19 protein-coding genes are annotated in these 18,729 nt (G+C 34.1%); 1 reads left to right on the top strand and 18 read right to left on the bottom strand.

The annotated features are described in order from the left end of the window. Positions 1-3 precede the first annotated feature (3 nt). The 16 genes from ABN763_RS18575 to ABN763_RS18500 form a co-directional block, all read right to left on the bottom strand. The gene (locus tag ABN763_RS18575) at positions 4-714 is read right to left on the bottom strand and encodes a PIG-L deacetylase family protein (RefSeq protein WP_410487004.1); all 711 of its coding nucleotides are present in this window, start codon (positions 712-714) and stop codon (positions 4-6) included. Continuing rightward, positions 692-1,372 (bottom strand): formyltransferase family protein, encoded by a 681-nt coding sequence (locus tag ABN763_RS18570; protein WP_410487003.1) that lies wholly within the window; start codon positions 1,370-1,372, stop codon positions 692-694. Before ABN763_RS18570 ends, ABN763_RS18575 begins: the two co-directional genes overlap by 23 nt. Next, positions 1,365-2,003 carry a formyltransferase family protein gene (locus ABN763_RS18565; protein WP_410487002.1) on the bottom strand — a complete coding sequence of 213 codons (639 nt, stop codon included), beginning with the start codon at positions 2,001-2,003 and terminating at the stop codon, positions 1,365-1,367. Before ABN763_RS18565 ends, ABN763_RS18570 begins: the two co-directional genes overlap by 8 nt. Beyond that, entirely contained in the window at positions 1,997-3,022 is a 1,026-nt protein-coding gene (gene pseG, locus ABN763_RS18560; protein ID WP_410487001.1) for a UDP-2,4-diacetamido-2,4,6-trideoxy-beta-L-altropyranose hydrolase, read from the bottom strand. Before pseG ends, ABN763_RS18565 begins: the two co-directional genes overlap by 7 nt. Beyond that, positions 3,000-3,707, bottom strand: a complete 708-nt coding sequence (gene pseF / locus ABN763_RS18555; RefSeq protein ID WP_410487000.1) for a pseudaminic acid cytidylyltransferase — start codon at positions 3,705-3,707, stop codon at positions 3,000-3,002. The genes pseG and pseF overlap by 23 nt, the downstream gene beginning before the upstream one ends. Further along, positions 3,707-4,852 (bottom strand): UDP-4-amino-4,6-dideoxy-N-acetyl-beta-L-altrosamine transaminase, encoded by a 1,146-nt coding sequence (pseC, locus tag ABN763_RS18550; protein ID WP_410486999.1) that lies wholly within the window; start codon positions 4,850-4,852, stop codon positions 3,707-3,709. The genes pseF and pseC overlap by 1 nt, the downstream gene beginning before the upstream one ends. Beyond that, a complete protein-coding gene (gene pseB, locus ABN763_RS18545) occupies positions 4,852-5,871 on the bottom strand; it encodes a UDP-N-acetylglucosamine 4,6-dehydratase (inverting) (RefSeq protein WP_410486998.1) in 1,020 nt (339 codons plus the stop codon). The genes pseC and pseB overlap by 1 nt, the downstream gene beginning before the upstream one ends. A 10-nt stretch (positions 5,872-5,881) precedes the next feature. Further along, positions 5,882-6,649 carry a dTDP-4-dehydrorhamnose reductase gene (gene rfbD, locus ABN763_RS18540; RefSeq protein ID WP_410486997.1) on the bottom strand — a complete coding sequence of 256 codons (768 nt, stop codon included), beginning with the start codon at positions 6,647-6,649 and terminating at the stop codon, positions 5,882-5,884. Then, entirely contained in the window at positions 6,646-7,188 is a 543-nt protein-coding gene (rfbC, locus tag ABN763_RS18535) for a dTDP-4-dehydrorhamnose 3,5-epimerase (RefSeq protein ID WP_410486996.1), read from the bottom strand. Before rfbC ends, rfbD begins: the two co-directional genes overlap by 4 nt. A gap of 37 nt (positions 7,189-7,225) precedes the next feature. Further along, positions 7,226-8,086 carry a glucose-1-phosphate thymidylyltransferase RfbA gene (rfbA, locus tag ABN763_RS18530; protein WP_410486995.1) on the bottom strand — a complete coding sequence of 287 codons (861 nt, stop codon included), beginning with the start codon at positions 8,084-8,086 and terminating at the stop codon, positions 7,226-7,228. Between the two features lie 39 nt (positions 8,087-8,125). Beyond that, on the bottom strand, positions 8,126-9,106 hold the full coding sequence (gene rfbB, locus ABN763_RS18525; RefSeq protein WP_410486994.1) for a dTDP-glucose 4,6-dehydratase: 981 nt from the start codon (positions 9,104-9,106) through the stop codon (positions 8,126-8,128). 44 nt (positions 9,107-9,150) lie between these two features. Further along, positions 9,151-10,110 (bottom strand): type I phosphomannose isomerase catalytic subunit, encoded by a 960-nt coding sequence (locus tag ABN763_RS18520; RefSeq protein WP_410487058.1) that lies wholly within the window; start codon positions 10,108-10,110, stop codon positions 9,151-9,153. Continuing rightward, positions 10,110-11,168, bottom strand: a complete 1,059-nt coding sequence (locus tag ABN763_RS18515; protein ID WP_410486993.1) for a hypothetical protein — start codon at positions 11,166-11,168, stop codon at positions 10,110-10,112. The genes ABN763_RS18520 and ABN763_RS18515 overlap by 1 nt, the downstream gene beginning before the upstream one ends. A gap of 7 nt (positions 11,169-11,175) precedes the next feature. Then, positions 11,176-12,855 carry a DUF6909 family protein gene (locus ABN763_RS18510; protein WP_410486992.1) on the bottom strand — a complete coding sequence of 560 codons (1,680 nt, stop codon included), beginning with the start codon at positions 12,853-12,855 and terminating at the stop codon, positions 11,176-11,178. Positions 12,856-13,227: 372 nt separating this feature from the next. Then, a complete protein-coding gene (locus tag ABN763_RS18505; RefSeq protein WP_410486991.1) occupies positions 13,228-14,715 on the bottom strand; it encodes a GH3 auxin-responsive promoter family protein in 1,488 nt (495 codons plus the stop codon). Between the two features lie 27 nt (positions 14,716-14,742). Beyond that, a complete protein-coding gene (locus ABN763_RS18500) occupies positions 14,743-15,612 on the bottom strand; it encodes a M23 family metallopeptidase (RefSeq protein WP_410486990.1) in 870 nt (289 codons plus the stop codon). A 144-nt stretch (positions 15,613-15,756) separates the two neighbouring features. Here ABN763_RS18500 and ABN763_RS18495 point away from each other — a divergent pair, with 144 nt between their 5' ends. Beyond that, entirely contained in the window at positions 15,757-15,939 is a 183-nt protein-coding gene (locus ABN763_RS18495) for a twin-arginine translocase TatA/TatE family subunit (RefSeq protein ID WP_410486989.1), read from the top strand. A gap of 127 nt (positions 15,940-16,066) precedes the next feature. Here the strand turns inward: ABN763_RS18495 and ABN763_RS18490 are convergent, their stop codons facing one another. Then, positions 16,067-17,047 carry a DUF4837 family protein gene (locus ABN763_RS18490; protein WP_410486988.1) on the bottom strand — a complete coding sequence of 327 codons (981 nt, stop codon included), beginning with the start codon at positions 17,045-17,047 and terminating at the stop codon, positions 16,067-16,069. 10 nt (positions 17,048-17,057) lie between these two features. Further along, positions 17,058-18,614 carry a LysM peptidoglycan-binding domain-containing protein gene (locus tag ABN763_RS18485; protein WP_410486987.1) on the bottom strand — a complete coding sequence of 519 codons (1,557 nt, stop codon included), beginning with the start codon at positions 18,612-18,614 and terminating at the stop codon, positions 17,058-17,060. Positions 18,615-18,729: the final 115 nt, after the last annotated feature.

The raw sequence follows: 18,729 nt of genomic DNA, 5'->3' as shown, positions 1-18,729 counted from the left end.
TTTTTAACTTATTGTTCTTATTATGACAAATGCTTCAGCAAATTTTTTACCTACGATTATTCCTCTTTGTTGTGCTAAAATTTTAAGGGCTTTAGGTGATCTTGGATGAGGAAAGGTTCTTTTTTCGAATTCATAGCTCTCCATACCTTTTATTTTGGCTTCAACATTTTCTTCGGAAACCTCTATAAAAAAATTGGGGATGAAGTGTTTAGGATCTGATGATGCCCTCCATTCTGTTCCTGAAGGAGTTTCAAAGGTAATTATTGTATGTGCTTTTTCATGCTCCATGGGTCTTGTGGCGGTAATTACAGCTTCAAAAGTACGCTGATGATCTATATTTACATCTCCCCCGTGATGTGTAAAAATGACTTCTGGTTGAAATTTTTGTTTTTCAGCCTCAATTATTTTAACGACATCCAATAGATCAACTGAATCGAACCTGTTATCTGGAAAATCATAAACTCCCACAGACTCATACCCTATTGCAGCCCTTGCATCTTCGATATTTTGTCTATGTTTTTTTAGCTCATCCCCCCATAGCTTCGGATCTCGTTTATCCGATCTTGAGGTAATTCCTTCTCCTAGAATTATTGTTCTTACCACACAATTACATTCCGAAATAAGCTTATGCATAGTTGCTCCCAAACCTAATAATTCATCATCTGGATGTGCAACTACTACTAGTATTCTTTTATTTTTTAATGATTCTAACATCTGCTAATATTGTGTTATCGGATTTTAGACTTGCTCTTGTAAATTCAAATTTAAAATGATCGTTTTCAAAATAGGCTTTGGGATAACCTTCGGCATCTAACATTCTGATGTGATCATAGAGTGTGTTTATCTCAGATATTTGTTCTATTTCACTCATTGCTGGTTTTCTTCTTTTAAAGAAAACCGGTTCTCCTTCTTGCCCTACGTGTCGTAAATTATCTGAAATGATTTCGATAATCATTTCTTGAATAGTCTCATTGGTTCGAATAAAAATTTCTTCGGCCGTTCCATAAAGATCTAATTCTTTTTTCAGATAAATTGGACCTGCATCCAATTCTTTCACCACTTTTAATGCCGAAATCTTAGTTTTTTTATACCCTCTAACAATTAAATTTTGTAGAGGACTACCACCTCTTCCATAGGGCAAATCCGTCATATGAAAAACAATGCATTCAAAAGACAAAAAAATTTCCTCAGGAATAATATATGACCAATGTGGAATAAAGATTTTATTAGGGTTAATTTTTTTTAGATTTTTTAATAAAAAATCATTCTTATTATTTATCAATAGCCATTTAGCATCTGGAATATTTTTTTTTAAATTCTCTATGAGTTCAACATTCCATCTCTTTTCTGATAATACAACAAAATTATTCATGGTCGTTATAAATCTTTATTATATATTTTCTTGTGTTGTGCACAAAAAAAGCTGGGTATCTTTCGTTATCACAAACTCTTAATAAATCGAATTGTTCCTTAATTGATTTTTCAATATCCAATTCGCTATCACTAGGTGTTCTTTTTTTGTAAAATGTTTCTTCTCCAATTTGAGGAGTTCCTTTAATTCCTGGATAATTCTCTAAGAATTTAATGATTAATTCATTGGTAATAGCGCCTTGTATATCCTTTATTTCATCGATAAGCTCATGGCCAATTAATTTAATGTTTTTCTGAAAATATATTTCTCCAGCATCAACTTTTTTACTAGCCTCAAATAATGTAACAGGAATTTCTTTTTTGCCCTCTAATACCTGCCAAGTAACCGGAGACCAACCCTTACCTTTTGGAAGATCACTTTCATGAACTACCAGATTATGTTTGTTTAAATGAAGTGCTTTAAAAATTTTTTCACAAGACAACAAGCATAATATCTCGCCGGTTATAACTTGGTCATGATCGTGTAAGAGAACTGCCGAATAACCAAACTTCGATTTAATGGTATTAATTAATTCTTTGATATATGGAATAATCCACGAGTTAGGATTGTCAACAAGTATTTGAATTAACATACTTCTAATTCATTTAATAGTTTTAAAAAACGCTTTTTCTGATTTCCATCAAACAACTGATGTTGATGTGTAAGTTTTTTTTCGAAATCTGTAGGAAGTTTTTTCATTGTATCTTCTACTTTTACTTTAAAATCAACAGAAGAATATTTTTTAAAATCACCTCCGGGATAAATAATATCGCTTTTTAGAAAGCCATTATATATATTCACCTGGTTATCAACATAATAACCTCCTAAAATCAACATTTTCACACAACAAACCTCGTAACAAATTGTGCTTGTAGGAACTATAGCTAAATCACACTTATCCATGACATTAAGCATTTCTTTTTCATCTAGATTTCTATATAGGAAAACTCTGTCTTTTTGATCTTTGATTAAATCATGGATGTCGTTATAGTTATAAGCTCCTCCTAAAACAACATGAATTTCTTTTACATCAGATATCTTGGTAATTCCTTCAACACTTTTATACGTTAAATTGAAAAAATCGGATCCACCAAAACAAATAAAAATAGTATTGATACTTGTTTTTTCCTTCTGCTCTTTTGCTTTTTCAATAAATAGAGGTCTCAAAATAGAATGTTCTGTCCCCAAAGCAAATTTAGTATACGATTCAGAAGTGAAATCTAAAGATTTTAATGCCGGCGAATGATTAATAACAATATCAGCATACATATGCTCCTTTGCCAAATCGTCAATATAAATTAGAGAGAAGCCCAGCGCTTTTATTTTCTTTTGATAATTGGAAACAAACTGATACCCATCGGCTATGATAATATGTTCTTCAGGAGTATACTTTTTTGCCAACCATTCGGGTTCTTCTTCATTATCAATCTCATCGGGTATTATAGTTGTTGTATACTCATCGGGTACTATATTAGAAGTGGAAGAAGAGCGAATCACATATGCGAATTCATATGTTTCTTTTACCATTTCAACTATGGCAAAAAGACGATACAAATGTCCAAGGCCAATAGAAGAGTTGCCGTCAGCTCTAAAAAGAATCTTTTTTTTCATTTCTATTCATTAGCTCATATTTTAATTCAGCTAACTTCCAGTCTATTTCTCTATCGATATCTTGGACCTCAAGTTCTGACATTATAATAGCCCCAGAGTTATTTGAAAATAACTTTCGTTCACTCCTAAAAGCATCAATATCTAACCAATAATATTGACCTGCGTCATGAAAACGGGGCTTTAAATCCTGAGATCTAGAGTGTAAGTGTTTATCCCAAACCATCATTATCTTTTCATTCTGAAATTCTAATGAACGTTGAATGGGGTAAGAAAATGAGGTCACAGGAAAAACAGAGTTAAAACCATTATTGACTAATTTATCATAAGCTTCTTTAAGCTTTTCGACAGTAATCAAAGGCGCCGTAGGATAGATACAGCAACAATATTTAAATAAATTATTACTGCCTTCATAGTTGTCTAGCACTTCGTGAATTACATCAGCTGTTGTTGCGAAATCATCAGAATTATTTGCACTTCTGTAAAAGGGTATTTTAGCACCATATTTAGTAGAGATTGCGGCAATTTCTTCATCATCTGTTGAAACCATTACCTCATCAAAAAGGTTACTTTTTAAAGCCGCTTGAATAGAGTAGGCAATAATAGGTTTTCCTAAAAATAGCTTGATGTTTTTTCTAGGAATTCTTTTACTTCCTCCTCTAGCAGGTATAATCGCTAAATTGGACATTAAATAAAATTTAAAACAGTTCTAATAACAAAATCTTGTTCTTTATTTGTTAAGGTAGGATACATTGGCAAGCTTATACATTTAGAATAGTAGTTTTCTGACATACTGAGATCTGCATCATCATATCCTATTTTCTTGTAGTATGGTAATGTGTGAACGGGTATATAATGTATTTGTGCAAAAATTCTATTTTCCCTTAAATAGTCATACAATTCTAATCTCTTCTCAACTTCAATAATAAACAAGTGATGAGCGTTATACATATTTTCGGGTAATGACTGAAATTTAGTTTTTCCTTGAAAAGCTTCTTTGTATCGTTGAGCAATTTCATTCCTCTTTTTAACTCCTTCATTATTCTTTTTCAACTGTGTTATTCCCAAAGCCGATTGTATATCCGTCAATCTATAATTATACCCTAACTCCTTCATTTCATAAAACCAACCTCCATGATTTTCAGACATGTTCTGTTTAGTGATTCCGTGTGTTCTTAAAGATGATAACCTATCATATATTTTTTTAGAATTTGTTGTCACCATTCCACCTTCTCCGCATGCTATATGCTTTACAGGGTGAAAAGAAAAAACACCAATGTCTGAATACAACCCATTTCCGCACATCTGTTTTTGCCTCTTAGAATCGACAAAATATCCTCCTGGAGCGTGACAGGCATCTTCTATAATCCATAAATGATGCTCATCAGCTAGCTTTCTGAATTCTTCAGTATTAACGGGTAAGCCAGCAAAATCGACTGGAATTATGCCTTTAAAAAAACCCTTCGGTTTACTTTCTATTAACTTTCTAGTTTTATCCAAAGAAAGTAAATAAGTCTCTGGATCAATATCTGCAAACCAAACTTCTCCGCCACAGTATCGCACACAATTTGCTGATGCCGCAAAAGTTATTGGAGTGGTTATTACACGTTCTCCTTTTCGCAACTCAAGAGAGAGAATCGCTAAATGAAGTCCTGCTGTTGCATTACTAACCGCAACCGCATATTTAGAACCCACATATTCAGCAAATCTTTCCTCAAATTCAAGCACTTTAGGGCCTTGAGTTAAAAAATCTGCTTTTAATGTGGAAATTACAGCGTCTATATCATCTTGGGATATACTTTGTCGTCCATAAGGTATTGGCTTATTTTCCATTATTCTTGAAAAGTTGGGTCTACATGTTCCTTAATCAGTTCTCTCATACTATCAATTGTCTCCCAATCGTGATTATTTCCAGAATTGTAGCTAAACCCTTCCTCCACTTTTTTAGCATCAAATGTTTCGATGAAATTCTGTAGACTCCATTTATGAGTAGCGGGCAAAATCACATAATACTTTCCAAGATCATAGGTGTAATACGAATCAGAAGGCGTTATCATTTCCTCATGAATTTTCTCTCCGGGTCGTATTCCTACTATAGGTTTTTCACATTTAGGGCCTATTGCCTCTGCAACATCCATAATTTTATATGATGGTATCTTCGGTACGAAAAGCTCTCCTCCCCATGCAGAATTTAAAGCATGCATTACCATATCCACACCGCCTTGAAGAGAAATATTAAATCTAGTCATGCTTGGATCCGTAATTGGCAAAATCCCTTCTTTGCGTTTTTTTTCAATAAAAAATGGAATTACTGATCCGTTTGAACCCATTACATTACCATAGCGAACTACAGAAAAACGTATCGGATTATTTCCCTTAATATTATTTGCAGCTACAAATAACTTATCGGATGTCAATTTTGTCGCTCCATATAAATTAATAGGTGCACAAGCCTTATCTGTTGAAAGTGCCACAACCCTCTCTACTTCAGTTTCGAAACAGGCGTCAACAACATTCTGAGCTCCTCCAATATTAGTTTTAATGCATTCTTCAGGATTATACTCAGCGATATGAACATGCTTCATAGCAGCTGCATGAATAACATAATTTACGTCTTTAAATGCTCTTATAAGCCGATCTTTATCTCTTACATCCCCAACGAAAAATCTTATTTGAGGGTATTTGCCAACAGGATATTCCTGAGCCATCTGAAATTGCTTTTGTTCATCTCTTGAAAATATGATTAATCTTCTAACTTCAGGATGTTTACTCAAAATATGACTGGTAAGTGCCTTACCTAAAGAACCTGTTCCTCCTGTAATAAGAATTGATTTCCCTTTAAAATCTAACATTTTATATTATTCAATTATTTTGTAAAGTACTATTTTCAGGCCTAGCCGCAAAACTACTATATTCTCTCGCGATTACCTTAGCTTTTAGCTTATTTTCTTTTGCGATTTTTTTTACAAATTCAAACCACGTCATCTGCTCAAAATCAGCAAAATGAATAATACGGTATCGTTCTTCATTACTTATAACTAATTCAACCAAAAACTTAGCTAAATTATTCGCATTGGTCGGACAACCTGTCTGTTCATTAGTGACATAAATTATCTTTTCAGTTTTGGCCTTTTCCAATATGGTTTTATAAAAATTCTTTCCAAATTCTGAATACAACCAAGAAGTTCTAACAATAAAATACTTCTCAAGAATTTCTTGAATATATTCCTCTCCTTTTAATTTTGATTTTCCGTATTGATTAATCGGGTTTGGAATATCATCAACTGTATACGGGCCTGTCTTCTCCCCATCAAACACATAATCAGTCGAAATATGAATTAGAACAGTCCCATAATTTTTACAAACCTTTGAAAGATTTTTCACTCCTTCAGCATTCACAGCAAATGCTTTTTTAGATTCTTTTTCGGCTTGATCTACATTAGTATACGCTGCACAATTAATACAAAAATCAGGTTTAAACAACTCAAAATTTGATTTTATACTATCTAAACTCGTAATATTCAGCTCCTCCGATGTCCTAAAAAAAAAGTCTATTTGGGAGTATTCTTTTTCAATTTTTTGAAGGCATTGACCTAACTGTCCATTAGCACCTGTGACTAGAACCTTCATATTTTTAATTCTTTTAAACAAGGCAGACCCAGATCTTTTCGGGATACAATAAGGTTATCATTTGGGAGCTGCCATTTTATATTAAGATCGGCATCATTGTATACTATTCCTATTTCAGATTCTTTATTGTAAAAATTATCACATTTATAACTAAAAATAACCTCATTGCTCAAAGCTAAAAAACCATGTGCGAAGCCTCTTGGAATAAAAAGCAAATGCCTTTTTACATCGTCTAAAAAAACAGAATGGTATTGTCCAAATGTATTAGAATCTATTCTTAAATCAACTACCACATCCTGAACCATGCCCTTTAAAACAGAAACTAGTTTTGTCTGCGCAAAATCTCCTTTTTGGAAATGAATCCCTCTTAACACTCCTTTTTTTGAAACTGAAACATTATCTTGAACAAATTGATCTTTTGGTAATATAGTATTCAACTTTTTTTGATGATAATGTTCAAAAAAAAGTCCTCGCTCGTCCTGATAAATATCAGGAGTAATTAAATAACATCCTTTTAATGGGGTTTCTTCTATTTTCATTTAGACCTCTCGACTGTATTTGAGGAGACATACCTTTTTAGCTAATTAATCGCATTAAATATTCACCATAGCCACTTTTCAACAATGGTTTGGCTAATTGTTTGAGTTGTTCCTTATCAATATACTCTTTTTTAAATGCAACCTCTTCAATCGCCCCAATTTTCAGCCCTTGACGATTTTCTATAACCTGTACAAATTGGGAAGCTTGCATCAACGATTCGAAAGTACCTGTATCTAACCAAGCGGTCCCTTTATCTAAAACTTGTACATGCAACTTTCCTAAATTCAAATATACGCTATTTACATCTGTAATTTCTAACTCTCCTCGTTTGCTTGGACTTAAATTTTGAGCTATTTTAACTACATCATTATCATAGAAGTAAATTCCAGGCACAACATAATTAGATCTAGGTCGCTCCGGTTTTTCTTCTAAAGAAATTACCTTTTCTTGGTCGTTAAATTCAACGACTCCATATCTGCTAGGATTCTTCACATGATATGCAAAAACAACAGCACCATCAATTTCCCTATTTGATTCTAATAAATTAGCCAAGCCTGAACCATAAAAGATATTATCTCCTAATATTAAAGCAACCTTTTCGTTTTGTATAAACTCTTCTCCTATAATAAAAGCTTCAGCTAACCCGTTAGGCTTTTCCTGAATAGCATATTCAAAACGACAACCTAGTTGACTCCCATCTTCTAACAATTTTTTAAATAATGGAAGATCTTCAGGAGTGGTGATAATAAGTATTTCCCGAATTCCAGCCAACATTAAAGTAGAAATCGGATAATAAATCATCGGCTTATCATAAATAGGCATAAGCTGCTTACTCACAGTTAATGTAAGTGGATATAAACGACTTCCTGTCCCTCCTGCTAATACAATTCCTTTCATATATATTGCGAAACCTCTCGACTGCACTCGAGGTGACATTTAATTATACTTATTTAGATACCAATTTACGGTTTTTCTAATTCCAGTTTCAAACTTTTCATCAGCTTTCCAGTTAAGTTCATTTTCTATCTTTGACGCATCAATAGCATATCGGAAATCATGACCTTGTCTATCTTTGACAAAGGTGATTTGGCTCTTGTAACTATTGTGTTTTGATCTTCGTTCGTCTAATAATTCACAAATCATGTTTGCAATTTGCAAATTAGTATATTCATTCCCTCCACCAATATTGTAAGTTTCTCCAGATTTACCTTTTTTAAAAACCTCCAATATTCCTTTACAATGGTCAATTACATATAGCCAATCCCTTATATTAGTACCATCTCCATAAATAGGAATTTGTTCTCCGGATAAAGCTTTTCTTATTATTACAGGTATTAGTTTTTCATCATGTTGTTTAGGCCCGTAGTTGTTTGAACAGTTTGAAGTAACAACATCCATTTTATAAGTATGGAAATAACTGCGCACTAGAAAATCGGAGCTTGCCTTCGATGCGCTATATGGACTATTAGGTGCATAGGAGGTTTTTTCAGTAAAAAAACCTTCTTTATCTAAACTACCATATACCTCGTCAGTTGATATATGATGAAATCTAATAGTAGGCTGGTATTTTCTGGCTGCCTCCAGCAGATTAAAAGTTCCTAATACGTTAGTCTCTATAAAAATTCCGGGAGCATCTATAGAGTTATCTACGTGGGATTCTGCTGCAAAATGGATAACACCAGTAAACTCCTGCTCCTTAAATAAATTCTCTATAAAAGCCTTATCTCTGATGTCAGCTCTTATGAATGAATATCTGGCATTGTTTTCATATACTTTACAATTATCTAAAGATCCTGCGTAGGTTAATGCATCCAAGTTAACAACTTGAACATGCCGATCTGATTCAAGTAAGAATTGGGTGAAATTAGAACCTATAAATCCGGCACCGCCTGTTACTAATATTTTAGTTTGTTGCATTTAAAAAGTATCTCGTCTGAGCTCGATATGACATTAGTTTATTTTTAAACATAAACTTCCAAAAGTTCAGTATTCCCATCTAGAACAATTTGTTCAGTACAAGCCGGGATTAAAAATGTCTCCCCCATTTCAAATGATTCTATCTTATCCCTTACAGCAACTGTTCCTGCTCCTTTAAGACAAATGAATATTTTAAAAGAATCGATTTCTTTTAAAACTCTAATTGCCCTTCCAGAAACGGGAAGAAAATTCGTCGTAAAGTATTGACATTTAGCAATATTTGATTCCCTATTTCTATTATAGTCTTTTCTGAAATCATCTTTTCTTTCAAAATTAAGGGCGTCCAAAGCTAATTCTGTATGTAATTCTCTAGAATTACCTTCTTTGTCCACACGATCCCAATCATAAACACGATACGTAATATCAGATGTCTGCTGAATTTCAGCTAATAAGACTCCCGCACCTATTGCGTGAATTATGCCCTCAGAAATAAAGAAACTATCTCCAGCATTAACATTTTCAAAATTTAGAATTTCGGTAATCTTACCCTGACTGAGGTAGTTTGAGTACTCTTCCTTGCTTACCTTGCGGTTGAAATCTACTATTAAATTAGCCTCTTCATCTGCTTGCATCACTACCCACATTTCTGTTTTTCCAAAAGAATCATGTCTTTCTTTTGCTAGTTCATCATTGGGATGCAGTTGTACCGAAAGATCCTCTTTGGCATCAATAAACTTAATTAATAGAGGGAAGTTATTTCCAAATCGCCGATAAACCTTTTCTCCAACAAACTGACCTTTATAATTTGCTATGAGATCAATAAGGGATTTCCCCTTTAAATAACCATTACTGACAATAGATATATTACTATTTACACCTGATATCTCCCAGGATTCACCAATGTTATCAAGATCTGTTTCTTTGTTTAACAAGTTTTGCAGCTTTTTACCTCCCCATATCTTGTCTTGTAATATGGGCTCAAATTTTATGGGGTAGTCAAGCATCATTCAATCGTTCTAACTTTATTCAAATACTTATTCAACTCTAAAATCATCAATACCATCAACACTAAACCAACTAATAAAATAGGAAGTAACACCAATTTCTTATTCCAAAAGTCATCTACTTCAACTCCCTTATTAGGAAAATCAGAAATTACGTTAATCGTACTTCTCGTATTCGCTTTTTCTTCGTTCAACTTGATTAAACTATTCTTAATCTGCTCTTCTTGTTTAATAAGTTCAAGCTCTTCTGAGTCCTTTTGCTTTGCATCGCCCATACTGATGCTAGTCGATGCCTGTTCTTTCAAAGCTTCTCTAAGTTTAATCTCACGATAAAATTTCTGTAATGTATCTATTTCCGTGAGTTGGGCTTGGTACAAGGAATCACTTAATCCAATGTTTTCATCATTGATCTTTTTTTGTAATTCGAAATAACTATTTGCTTGAATTGCTTCTACAATAGGGCTCTGTAATTTTTTTGCGACCCGAGAATTTTCCGTTTCCACGGTAATTCTGTGAAATTGAGCGTTAATATTGTTGAAATTCTCTAAATAATCATCAAAATCAACCTTTTTCTGAGAAATAGTATCTAAACTCTCTATGAATTCACTGAATTGCTTTATTTTCTGTGCTTGGTCCGAAAATGATTCTATCTCAAAACTTTTAATAGACGCTGCCTCTTCAGATGTTAAAGCTGGAAAAGTTTCTTTTAACGCTTCATATTCTTCCTGATCTGCTAATTCATTATAAAATTCAATATTATTGTATAACTGTTGCGCACTATTAAAATTAGGTTCAACAACCATTGAAGATCGATACACTTTGTCTGAAACATAATCCCAATAAAAACCTCCAGCAATTCCAATAATGCCGGCTATCGCAAACTTGATAAAATGCTTTTGAATAAATAACAAAAACATGATTAATAGGTCAAACAGCCCTTTAAAAATGTTCCCGATAAAATTGAAAAAGCGATTAAAAGCATCACCTATTAACTTGAATAATTGACCCAAATCAATTTCCTCACTTTGGGGAGCGCTATTATTACTTTGCTCACTCATAATAGTACTATGAATTAAATATTTGTTCTAAGATTTTTTGTGTTATCAAGTAAGTCGGACGAACACCTGTTGTCCCCAAACCTCCCGAAGCCAATGTACTTCCTGTTTCTAGTGGATTATCAGAAGCATAATATGCATATCGAACTTTCACATCTTCCGAAATACTGCCCCGTATTCTGCTCGCTGATTGAATTGCCTTTTGATAATGTGCACCCTCCATTTCAAGTCCGATAACATTCCAAGTAGAATCATGGAAAAACTTTAGTATGTCTTTATTTTGAAGTGATGTTCCTAAAACCGTCACCATAGACCCTTCGAAAACTTGTAAACCATTTCCATCAAGATCGTTTTTTGTTAACTCGTTTTTAAAAGGATAATTATCAGCAGTTCCTTCAAATACATGAGCAGATGGAATCATAATATCACCTTTTCCTCCTTCTAATATACCAGCTTTTCCCATTATCGAAACTGATCGCACATCTAAAAAATGTTTGTCTCCATTCGGACTATATGGTTTTAAAAACTCATCAATCGTCTCATACGCTTGTTCTCCAAAGGCATAGTCCATCACAAACAAAACAGGAAATTCATCATCTTTCTTATTAAGATAAGTAAAATCAGTTTTTGCAAAATCAATCTTAGCGGTATCTACGATCTGAACATCAATATTCGTTCCTGACTCATCTTCGATATAAATAAGTCCGTTTTTTAGTGCTTCTTTCTCAACTTTACTTCTAATCGCCTTATTTTCAGGCTGACTTAAGGTCTCAAAAACCTGCATTCTGTCATTTTCCTTGGAACCCGTTGCATAATGAAAAATGGAATTCATAACGCTATGCATATTTGCACTTATTATATGAATGGGTCTGTGCAAAAGGTTTTTCTCTTTTAAAACCCTTTTAATATTATTAGCCCAAATTTCACCATGTATATGATGCCCTAGACGCTCTCTTAAAACAGGAGAGAACGTAACAGTGCGTTTTTCACCTTTAACTACTTCGTTAATTGCTAAACTTCCTAGGTTGTAAATAATTTCTAAAAAACGATTAGGATTCTCTTTCGTTTTAAATAGCTTATAAACCGCGAGCACTTCTTCAAAAGTTCTCCCTAAAATATTGGCCGCATGGGTAATAGCAATTTCGCACTCATTTTGGTTTAACTTTTTCCCTTTTGTTACCGCTACTTCCAATTTTTCCCAATCACGAATAGTCTCACCATTTTCATTTACCAATACGCGCTTGCATATTTTGTGCGATTCAATAAATAGAAAAGTAAGATGCGTTAGAATATCATAAATATCAGACCGCCCTCTGGTAATCTCAATATTCATTTGCTCAGCATCTATCCTATAGCAATTACGTCGCCTTTTTGGAGGTACAATCGCCTTAAAATGAGATTTTGCATATCCTTCATCCGATGTTAAGTTAATAAATCGGCATTCTTCAATACCTATCGGCAAACGATCGATCACATATTGCAAGCCATTGATTTCAGCCTTTTCTTCAGCGATTGCGCCATAAATTTCAGGTCTTAAAAGCAATAATGCTTCACGCAGCGTTTCGCCCGAAATACCCATGGGTTTGTAAAATCCACGATTAAATAAATGACGCATGGTAATATACAACCGCTCTATCGCGCTTGAAGATTCCTGCGCTCTAGTTCTTCCTTTTAATTTGGCGTTGTTCATTTACTGTTTTTGGCGCTCAAAGATAACATTTTTAGTGTTGACTTATTACTATTAGTAATGCTATAATTAACAATGACATTAAATACGCTTATACTCGTTGGATTTGAAAACCGAACTGAATTGGTAAAGAAGATACTATTACTAATATTTGAAATAGTCAACATGAATTTAAGCATTCATTCATTTTCTTTGCTCGTCCTAAGAAAACGAATCAAAAGAAAAGACTCTTTTTCCAAGGTATTTTTTTGCTAAAAGCAAAAAACCGCAGTGTTTTCTCTAAATTTTCTCCAAGGCTTCGAAAATTTTTAACGAAAAAAACTGCTATACTGCGGAAAAAGGTGAAATAGATTCAGCACTTTAACTGTATCGAAATTAAAGATCATTAAGCTTATCAGCAATCTTACGATCGTTTGACAGCCTTGGAATTTTATTCTGCCCTCCTAATTTTCCAACTGATTTCATGTACTTATTGAAACCGCCATTAGGCACTTTGCTTATTTCGAGTGTTTTTAGAATTTTCCCATCTATCAAATCAAAATAATAGCTGTTTTGATCTTGTAGCGCTTTATCAATTTTTTGAGCAAATGAAGACAGATCTCCAGGGTCATTTTCAAACTCAATAAACCATTCATGATAGGGTAACCCTTCGGCTGGGTTAATTTGAGGTGCTACGGTAAATTCGTTGATTCGTATATCAGTTCCTTCAACAGCTTCTTTTATAGCTTGTTCTACCTCTTTACCAATAACATGTTCACCAAAGGCTGAAATAAAATGCTTAATTCTGCCAGAGACGATAACACGATAAGGTTTTATTGATGTAAACTGAACAGTATCTCCAATGTTATAGGCCCATAAACCGGCATTGGTGGATATAATCATCACATAATTTACCCCTATCTGCACCTCTTTTAAAGTAATACGCTTAGGGTTTTCATCAAAAAATTCATCTGCTTTGACAAACTCATAAAAAATACCTGAGTTGAGTTGTAAGAGCATTCCCTTCTCTTTTTGCGAATCTTGGAAAGCAAAAAACCCTTCTGATGCCGGGTATAACTCGATACTATCAACTTTTCGGCCAATCATATTTTCAAACTTGGCCCGATAAGGTTCAAAATTCACCCCTCCATAGATGAAGAGATTGAAATTTTTAAATAGATCTCCTACCTTTTTCTCAGAACGCTCAATCAAACGCTCAAAATACATTTGCACCCAAGATGGGATTCCACTGATAATCGCCATATCTTCATAAATGGTCTCATCAACAACAGCCTCTACCTTCGTTTCCCAATCGTCAATACAATTGGTCTTCCAACTTGGCAGTCTATTGGTTTGCAGATATCGCGGTACATAATGTGCTACAATGCCGGAAAGTCGCCCCAGTTTTACGCCATTTTTGTCTGACAGTTCAGGGCTTCCTTGAAGAAATATCATTTTACCATCTACAAAATCGGCATTTCCTGTTTCTGCGATATATAGCAAAATAGCATTTCTGGCTGCCTCTATATGACTAGGCATCGATTCTTTGGTAATAGGAATATACTTTGCCCCAGATGTCGTTCCTGAGGTTTTTGCAAAGTAAAGTGGTTTGCCCGGCCAAAGTATGTTCGTTTCTCCTTCGACCACACGATCGGCATAGGGCCTTAAGGCTTCGTAGTCTCTAATTGGAACCCGTTTAACAAAATCGTCATGATTATTAATACTAATAAAATCATGATCTTTTCCAAATGTGGTACTAGTAGCACTCGATATTAAATCGTGAAAAACTTCTTGTTGCGTTTCAATTGGATTGTAGGCCCATTTATTAGTTTTCTTACGAATTCGCTTAGCGAAAATTTTGGCTGCAAATGATTTTAAAGACATTAAGCTTTATCAAAATTAATTTTTAGACTACTCAAAATCTATAAAATTTGTTGGATTCATGGGATAGCCATCACTCCATAATTCGAAATGAAGATGAGGCCCAGTAGTAAGTTCTCCGGTCGAGCCTGATGTAGCAATTACTTCGCCTGCCTTTACCAATTCACCTTGTTCTTTAGTTAATGATTCGTTGTGTTTATAAACAGACAATAAGCTATTAGCGTGCTCAATGATCATAACATAGCCAGTATCGGTTGTCCAACCTGCGAATATAACAGTTCCGTCTGCAACCGATTTTATAGGAGTCCCCTCTTTTACAACAACATCAACAGCATAATGTTTTTCTTTAGGATTATACCCTTGTGAAATGGTACCCGAAACAGGAGTAAATGGTACAAAGCCTACTTTCGAAGTGGCAGAATCGAACAAATTAAATTTATCCTCTCTTGAAACTTCTTCCCTTAATATAGAATCTTCTTTTATAGGATCTAAGTCAATTTCCATTTTATCAACATTAAACTCCTCAAATAACGAATCCTTATTCACTTCATCACCAGAAATATCGCCAGTCAATACTTTTCTAACCGAATTCAAATACATATTATTTCGTGAGATAATATGTTCAAGGGAATCTGTCTTATAGGTTAGTAAAGTCGCTTTTTCCTTTAAAGCGGTTGAAGAATAGCCAGGAATATATTCACGAATAGGCGTAAAGGCAATAAAAATAACGGTTAAAGCGATAAGCACAAGAGAACATAGCGTCCCTACAACAAAAACATTCAATCGGGTTAGTTTGAATGAAAAACGCTCCTCAAAAGTTTCTTCATTCAACACAACCATACGATATTGATGTAGTAGTTTGCGTTTAAATTGTTTTCTTTTTTCCTTCTTTTTTGCCATAATTCAAAGCAAATATAAATATTCGCCTATTATCCCTTTAGATTTTAGGCAATTTTAGCAGATTGCTATGCTGTTAATTGATAACTTGTTTGAGTTAGATTATATTGTTTTTTACTACCTTTGTTTATCTAAAAAAATAAGACAATGACTTTTTTAAATATACCACTTGTAATGGGACCTTGGCAAATTGCTATAATTGTCGGAGTTGTATTACTATTATTTGGAGGCAAAAAAATCCCTGAATTAATGAGGGGTCTTGGTAGCGGTATTAAAGAATTTAAAGATGCCACTAAGGAAGAGGAAGACACTAAAAAAGTAGAGGAATAGGATTATTCTTTTACCAATAAAAATATGAAGGTGCACTCTTGAGGTTTCACCTTTTTTTATTGAACAAATTTTTCAAGTGAAAACCTCTAACGAATGAAGGTTGGCACTAACATCTAAGGAATATCTTTTATTTTCTAATCTTGACTGACCGAAGAATGGCCTCAAGCTCAAGCATAAAATTTCGCTTTTCTACAGAAGGTGCAAATGTAAAACCTTCAATCACCAATTGACGATTATTAATGTCGTCGTTGATGATATAGTTTAAAAAAGGCCCAGCCATAAAATCTCCTTTTACTTCCCATGTCCCTCTTGTTTCTATTGCAGGTTTATTATCTAAAATTGCATCAAAAACATAAGGCGCATAGGCTTCTTCAGTAATCATATGAGTGTTATCAAGGCGGCCAGGAATAAACGTTTTACCAATAGAATCTCTCATTTTTATAATCCCTGAAACCGCAGCAGAATCTTTATATTGAATGACTCCTTTGGGCAATTCGTAAATTAAAATATTCTGACTCCCTTCTTTAATTTCTTTTTGTAACCACATAAAAGCATCTTCCTTTCTTTTAGTTTTATATAAGGAAGTTAATAGCATATCAATATTAAAGGTTTCACTTACATCGTTCTTCTCATAGGGTGTACCTCTAAATCTACCCCAGCTTTCCTGTATATCATTTTCACGAAACGTTTGTATGATCTTATCTTTTTGAGATTTTAAATTCTCAATAATCTTCTCATCTGTTGTGTCAATAACATATACTAATTTTTGCGGCGATGCATTTTTATCTTCACTAATTCCGAAAGTGACATTGTCCCCCTTTTTTATGATCAGCGCATTACGGTAATTTTTAGTGTAACCGCTAAAAGCACTATTAGGCATTTGAAGAAGTGAAAACACAGGCTCAATTTGAGGTAAACCAATTGCCTCTGCCGCAAAAATATCACGAACTGCTTCTCCTACCTCCCCTTTCCACAGGTCATTTTCTATTACAACAGCTAAAGAGCCCATCCTACCATAGGATTTTGGCAATAAGTCTTTTTTATCCGTTTTACTAAAACAACCTAAAAGTAGTAATAAGGATAGTAATGCAATTGCTATTTTTCGCATAATATTCGGTTTAAGGGTTACCCCCGGATATTTTAAGTTTCATACCGGGTTGCAATTTACTACTACTAATATCGTTCCAATCTTTAATATTTTGAATAGAAACTCCAGGAAATTTTTGCGAAATAGTCCAAAGCGAGTCTCCTTCTTCAACAATATATGTGGTTGCATTAGCAAGATTTATCGGTTTGGACTTTTTAGATTTTACAACAGCAAAGCCAGGTTTTCTAGGGAAAATAGTCAACCGCTGACCAACTTTTAGATTATTACTTCGCATCCCGTTCCATCGCTTAATGTCTCGAATACGAACACCGTATAAATTGGCAATCTTTCCTAAGTAATCTCCACTTCGAACCCTATATCGAATACGATTGTTGAGCTCTTGTAACTTAGGCAACGGTTTTTCACGCTTTGCTATCTCCGCTTTAGCATACGAATAAATAGAATCTTCATTCGAAACAAAACGACCTGATGCTTCTTTTGGTAATCGCAAATAATAGTTTTTACCTTTTACAACTGGAATAATATCTAGCTTATAAGACGGATTAAAAAACTGGAGCTCTTTTTGTGAAATATCGGTTACCGCTTCAATTTGATCAAATGTAATTAGTTGTTTTATATGCAACGTATCAGTTTCAAAATAAGGGGTTGCCAGTTTTTGAGGTTGTAGACCATGTGCATCGGCATACTCAAAAATATACATCATTGCCAGAAAAGCGGGTACATAGCCAGCCGTTTCTCTAGGTAGAAATCCTCTTAAATTCCAATAATTAGTTCTACCTCCTGATCGTCTGATAGCACGAGATACGTTTCCGGGTCCTGAATTATACGCTGCTAAGGCAAGATCCCAATCGTCAAAAGTTTTATGAAGTGCTTTCAAATATTTACAAGCTGCTTCGGTCGCCATGATAGGGTCACGACGCTCATCAACATAGCTGTTTACATCAAGTCCAAACTGTCTTCCCGTAGGATACATAAACTGCCAAAGTCCTGTTGCACCAACTCTCGAACGTGCTCTTGGGTTTAAAGCCGACTCGACAATTGCCAGATATTTCATTTCTAACGGAATATCATAATTATCTAGTTGCTGCTCGAACATAGGAAAGTAAAATTGACTGGCGGTCAACATTCGTTGTAAAAAATCGGATTTTTTGCTCAAAAATGTATTAATAACACGCTCTAATCCAGGATTGTATTCCACATTAAATGGGGTTCGTTCATTGAGCAGTGCGAGTCGATGTTTTAAAGTATCAGTCGGCAAAACAGCATTCACCACACTGGTTTCATCTTCAGAAATTTGTTTGGTTAGGTCGTGATAATCCGATTCGCGTTGAAGTTTTAACCAAATACTGTCATAAGCGTATGCCTTTTGATAATCTCTGAAACCTGCAATGCTCTTTTCATTAATAATTTGACTAGCATCACTTAGTCCTTCAATTTTTTGAATTGGTTTTTCTAAAGAATCAACAACCGCTTCAATCTTAATTTCATTTTTTTTAGGAATAGAATCTTGTTGACCTAGGCTTATAGAAAAACTTAATAAGGCCAATACACAAAATAAATACTTCATCAACTCGCTTCTTTTTTAATCGTCATCATGTGTTTGTGCTTTTACTAACGCACGTAAAGGCTAAAATCGTCTTTTTTAAGTATATTTTAAAATCACTTATTGTTAAATGCCACTA

This window comes from Spongiivirga sp. MCCC 1A20706, assembly GCF_046524175.1.
Lineage (GTDB): Bacteria > Bacteroidota > Bacteroidia > Flavobacteriales > Flavobacteriaceae > Spongiivirga.
This window is presented reverse-complemented; position numbering and strand designations above follow the sequence as displayed.

What these genes read in the sequence shown, in the direction of transcription:
- pseF (WP_410487000.1), bottom strand. Translation starts at nt 3,707, where the DNA reads ATGTCCAATTTAGCGATTATACCTGCTAGAGGAGGAAGTAAAAGAATT.
- ABN763_RS18520 (WP_410487058.1), bottom strand. Translation starts at nt 10,110, where the DNA reads ATGCTTGACTACCCCATAAAATTTGAGCCCATATTACAAGACAAGATA.
- ABN763_RS18565 (WP_410487002.1), bottom strand. Translation starts at nt 2,003, where the DNA reads ATGTTAATTCAAATACTTGTTGACAATCCTAACTCGTGGATTATTCCA.
- rfbC (WP_410486996.1), bottom strand. Translation starts at nt 7,188, where the DNA reads ATGAAAATAGAAGAAACCCCATTAAAAGGATGTTATTTAATTACTCCT.
- rfbD (WP_410486997.1), bottom strand. Translation starts at nt 6,649, where the DNA reads ATGAAGGTTCTAGTCACAGGTGCTAATGGACAGTTAGGTCAATGCCTT.
- rfbA (WP_410486995.1), bottom strand. Translation starts at nt 8,086, where the DNA reads ATGAAAGGAATTGTATTAGCAGGAGGGACAGGAAGTCGTTTATATCCA.
- ABN763_RS18500 (WP_410486990.1), bottom strand. Translation starts at nt 15,612, where the DNA reads ATGGCAAAAAAGAAGGAAAAAAGAAAACAATTTAAACGCAAACTACTA.
- pseB (WP_410486998.1), bottom strand. Translation starts at nt 5,871, where the DNA reads ATGTTAGATTTTAAAGGGAAATCAATTCTTATTACAGGAGGAACAGGT.
- ABN763_RS18490 (WP_410486988.1), bottom strand. Translation starts at nt 17,047, where the DNA reads ATGCGAAAAATAGCAATTGCATTACTATCCTTATTACTACTTTTAGGT.
- ABN763_RS18495 (WP_410486989.1), top strand. Translation starts at nt 15,757, where the DNA reads ATGACTTTTTTAAATATACCACTTGTAATGGGACCTTGGCAAATTGCT.
- rfbB (WP_410486994.1), bottom strand. Translation starts at nt 9,106, where the DNA reads ATGCAACAAACTAAAATATTAGTAACAGGCGGTGCCGGATTTATAGGT.
- ABN763_RS18515 (WP_410486993.1), bottom strand. Translation starts at nt 11,168, where the DNA reads ATGAGTGAGCAAAGTAATAATAGCGCTCCCCAAAGTGAGGAAATTGAT.
- ABN763_RS18510 (WP_410486992.1), bottom strand. Translation starts at nt 12,855, where the DNA reads ATGAACAACGCCAAATTAAAAGGAAGAACTAGAGCGCAGGAATCTTCA.
- pseC (WP_410486999.1), bottom strand. Translation starts at nt 4,852, where the DNA reads ATGGAAAATAAGCCAATACCTTATGGACGACAAAGTATATCCCAAGAT.
- ABN763_RS18570 (WP_410487003.1), bottom strand. Translation starts at nt 1,372, where the DNA reads ATGAATAATTTTGTTGTATTATCAGAAAAGAGATGGAATGTTGAACTC.
- ABN763_RS18505 (WP_410486991.1), bottom strand. Translation starts at nt 14,715, where the DNA reads ATGTCTTTAAAATCATTTGCAGCCAAAATTTTCGCTAAGCGAATTCGT.
- ABN763_RS18485 (WP_410486987.1), bottom strand. Translation starts at nt 18,614, where the DNA reads ATGAAGTATTTATTTTGTGTATTGGCCTTATTAAGTTTTTCTATAAGC.
- ABN763_RS18575 (WP_410487004.1), bottom strand. Translation starts at nt 714, where the DNA reads ATGTTAGAATCATTAAAAAATAAAAGAATACTAGTAGTAGTTGCACAT.
- pseG (WP_410487001.1), bottom strand. Translation starts at nt 3,022, where the DNA reads ATGAAAAAAAAGATTCTTTTTAGAGCTGACGGCAACTCTTCTATTGGC.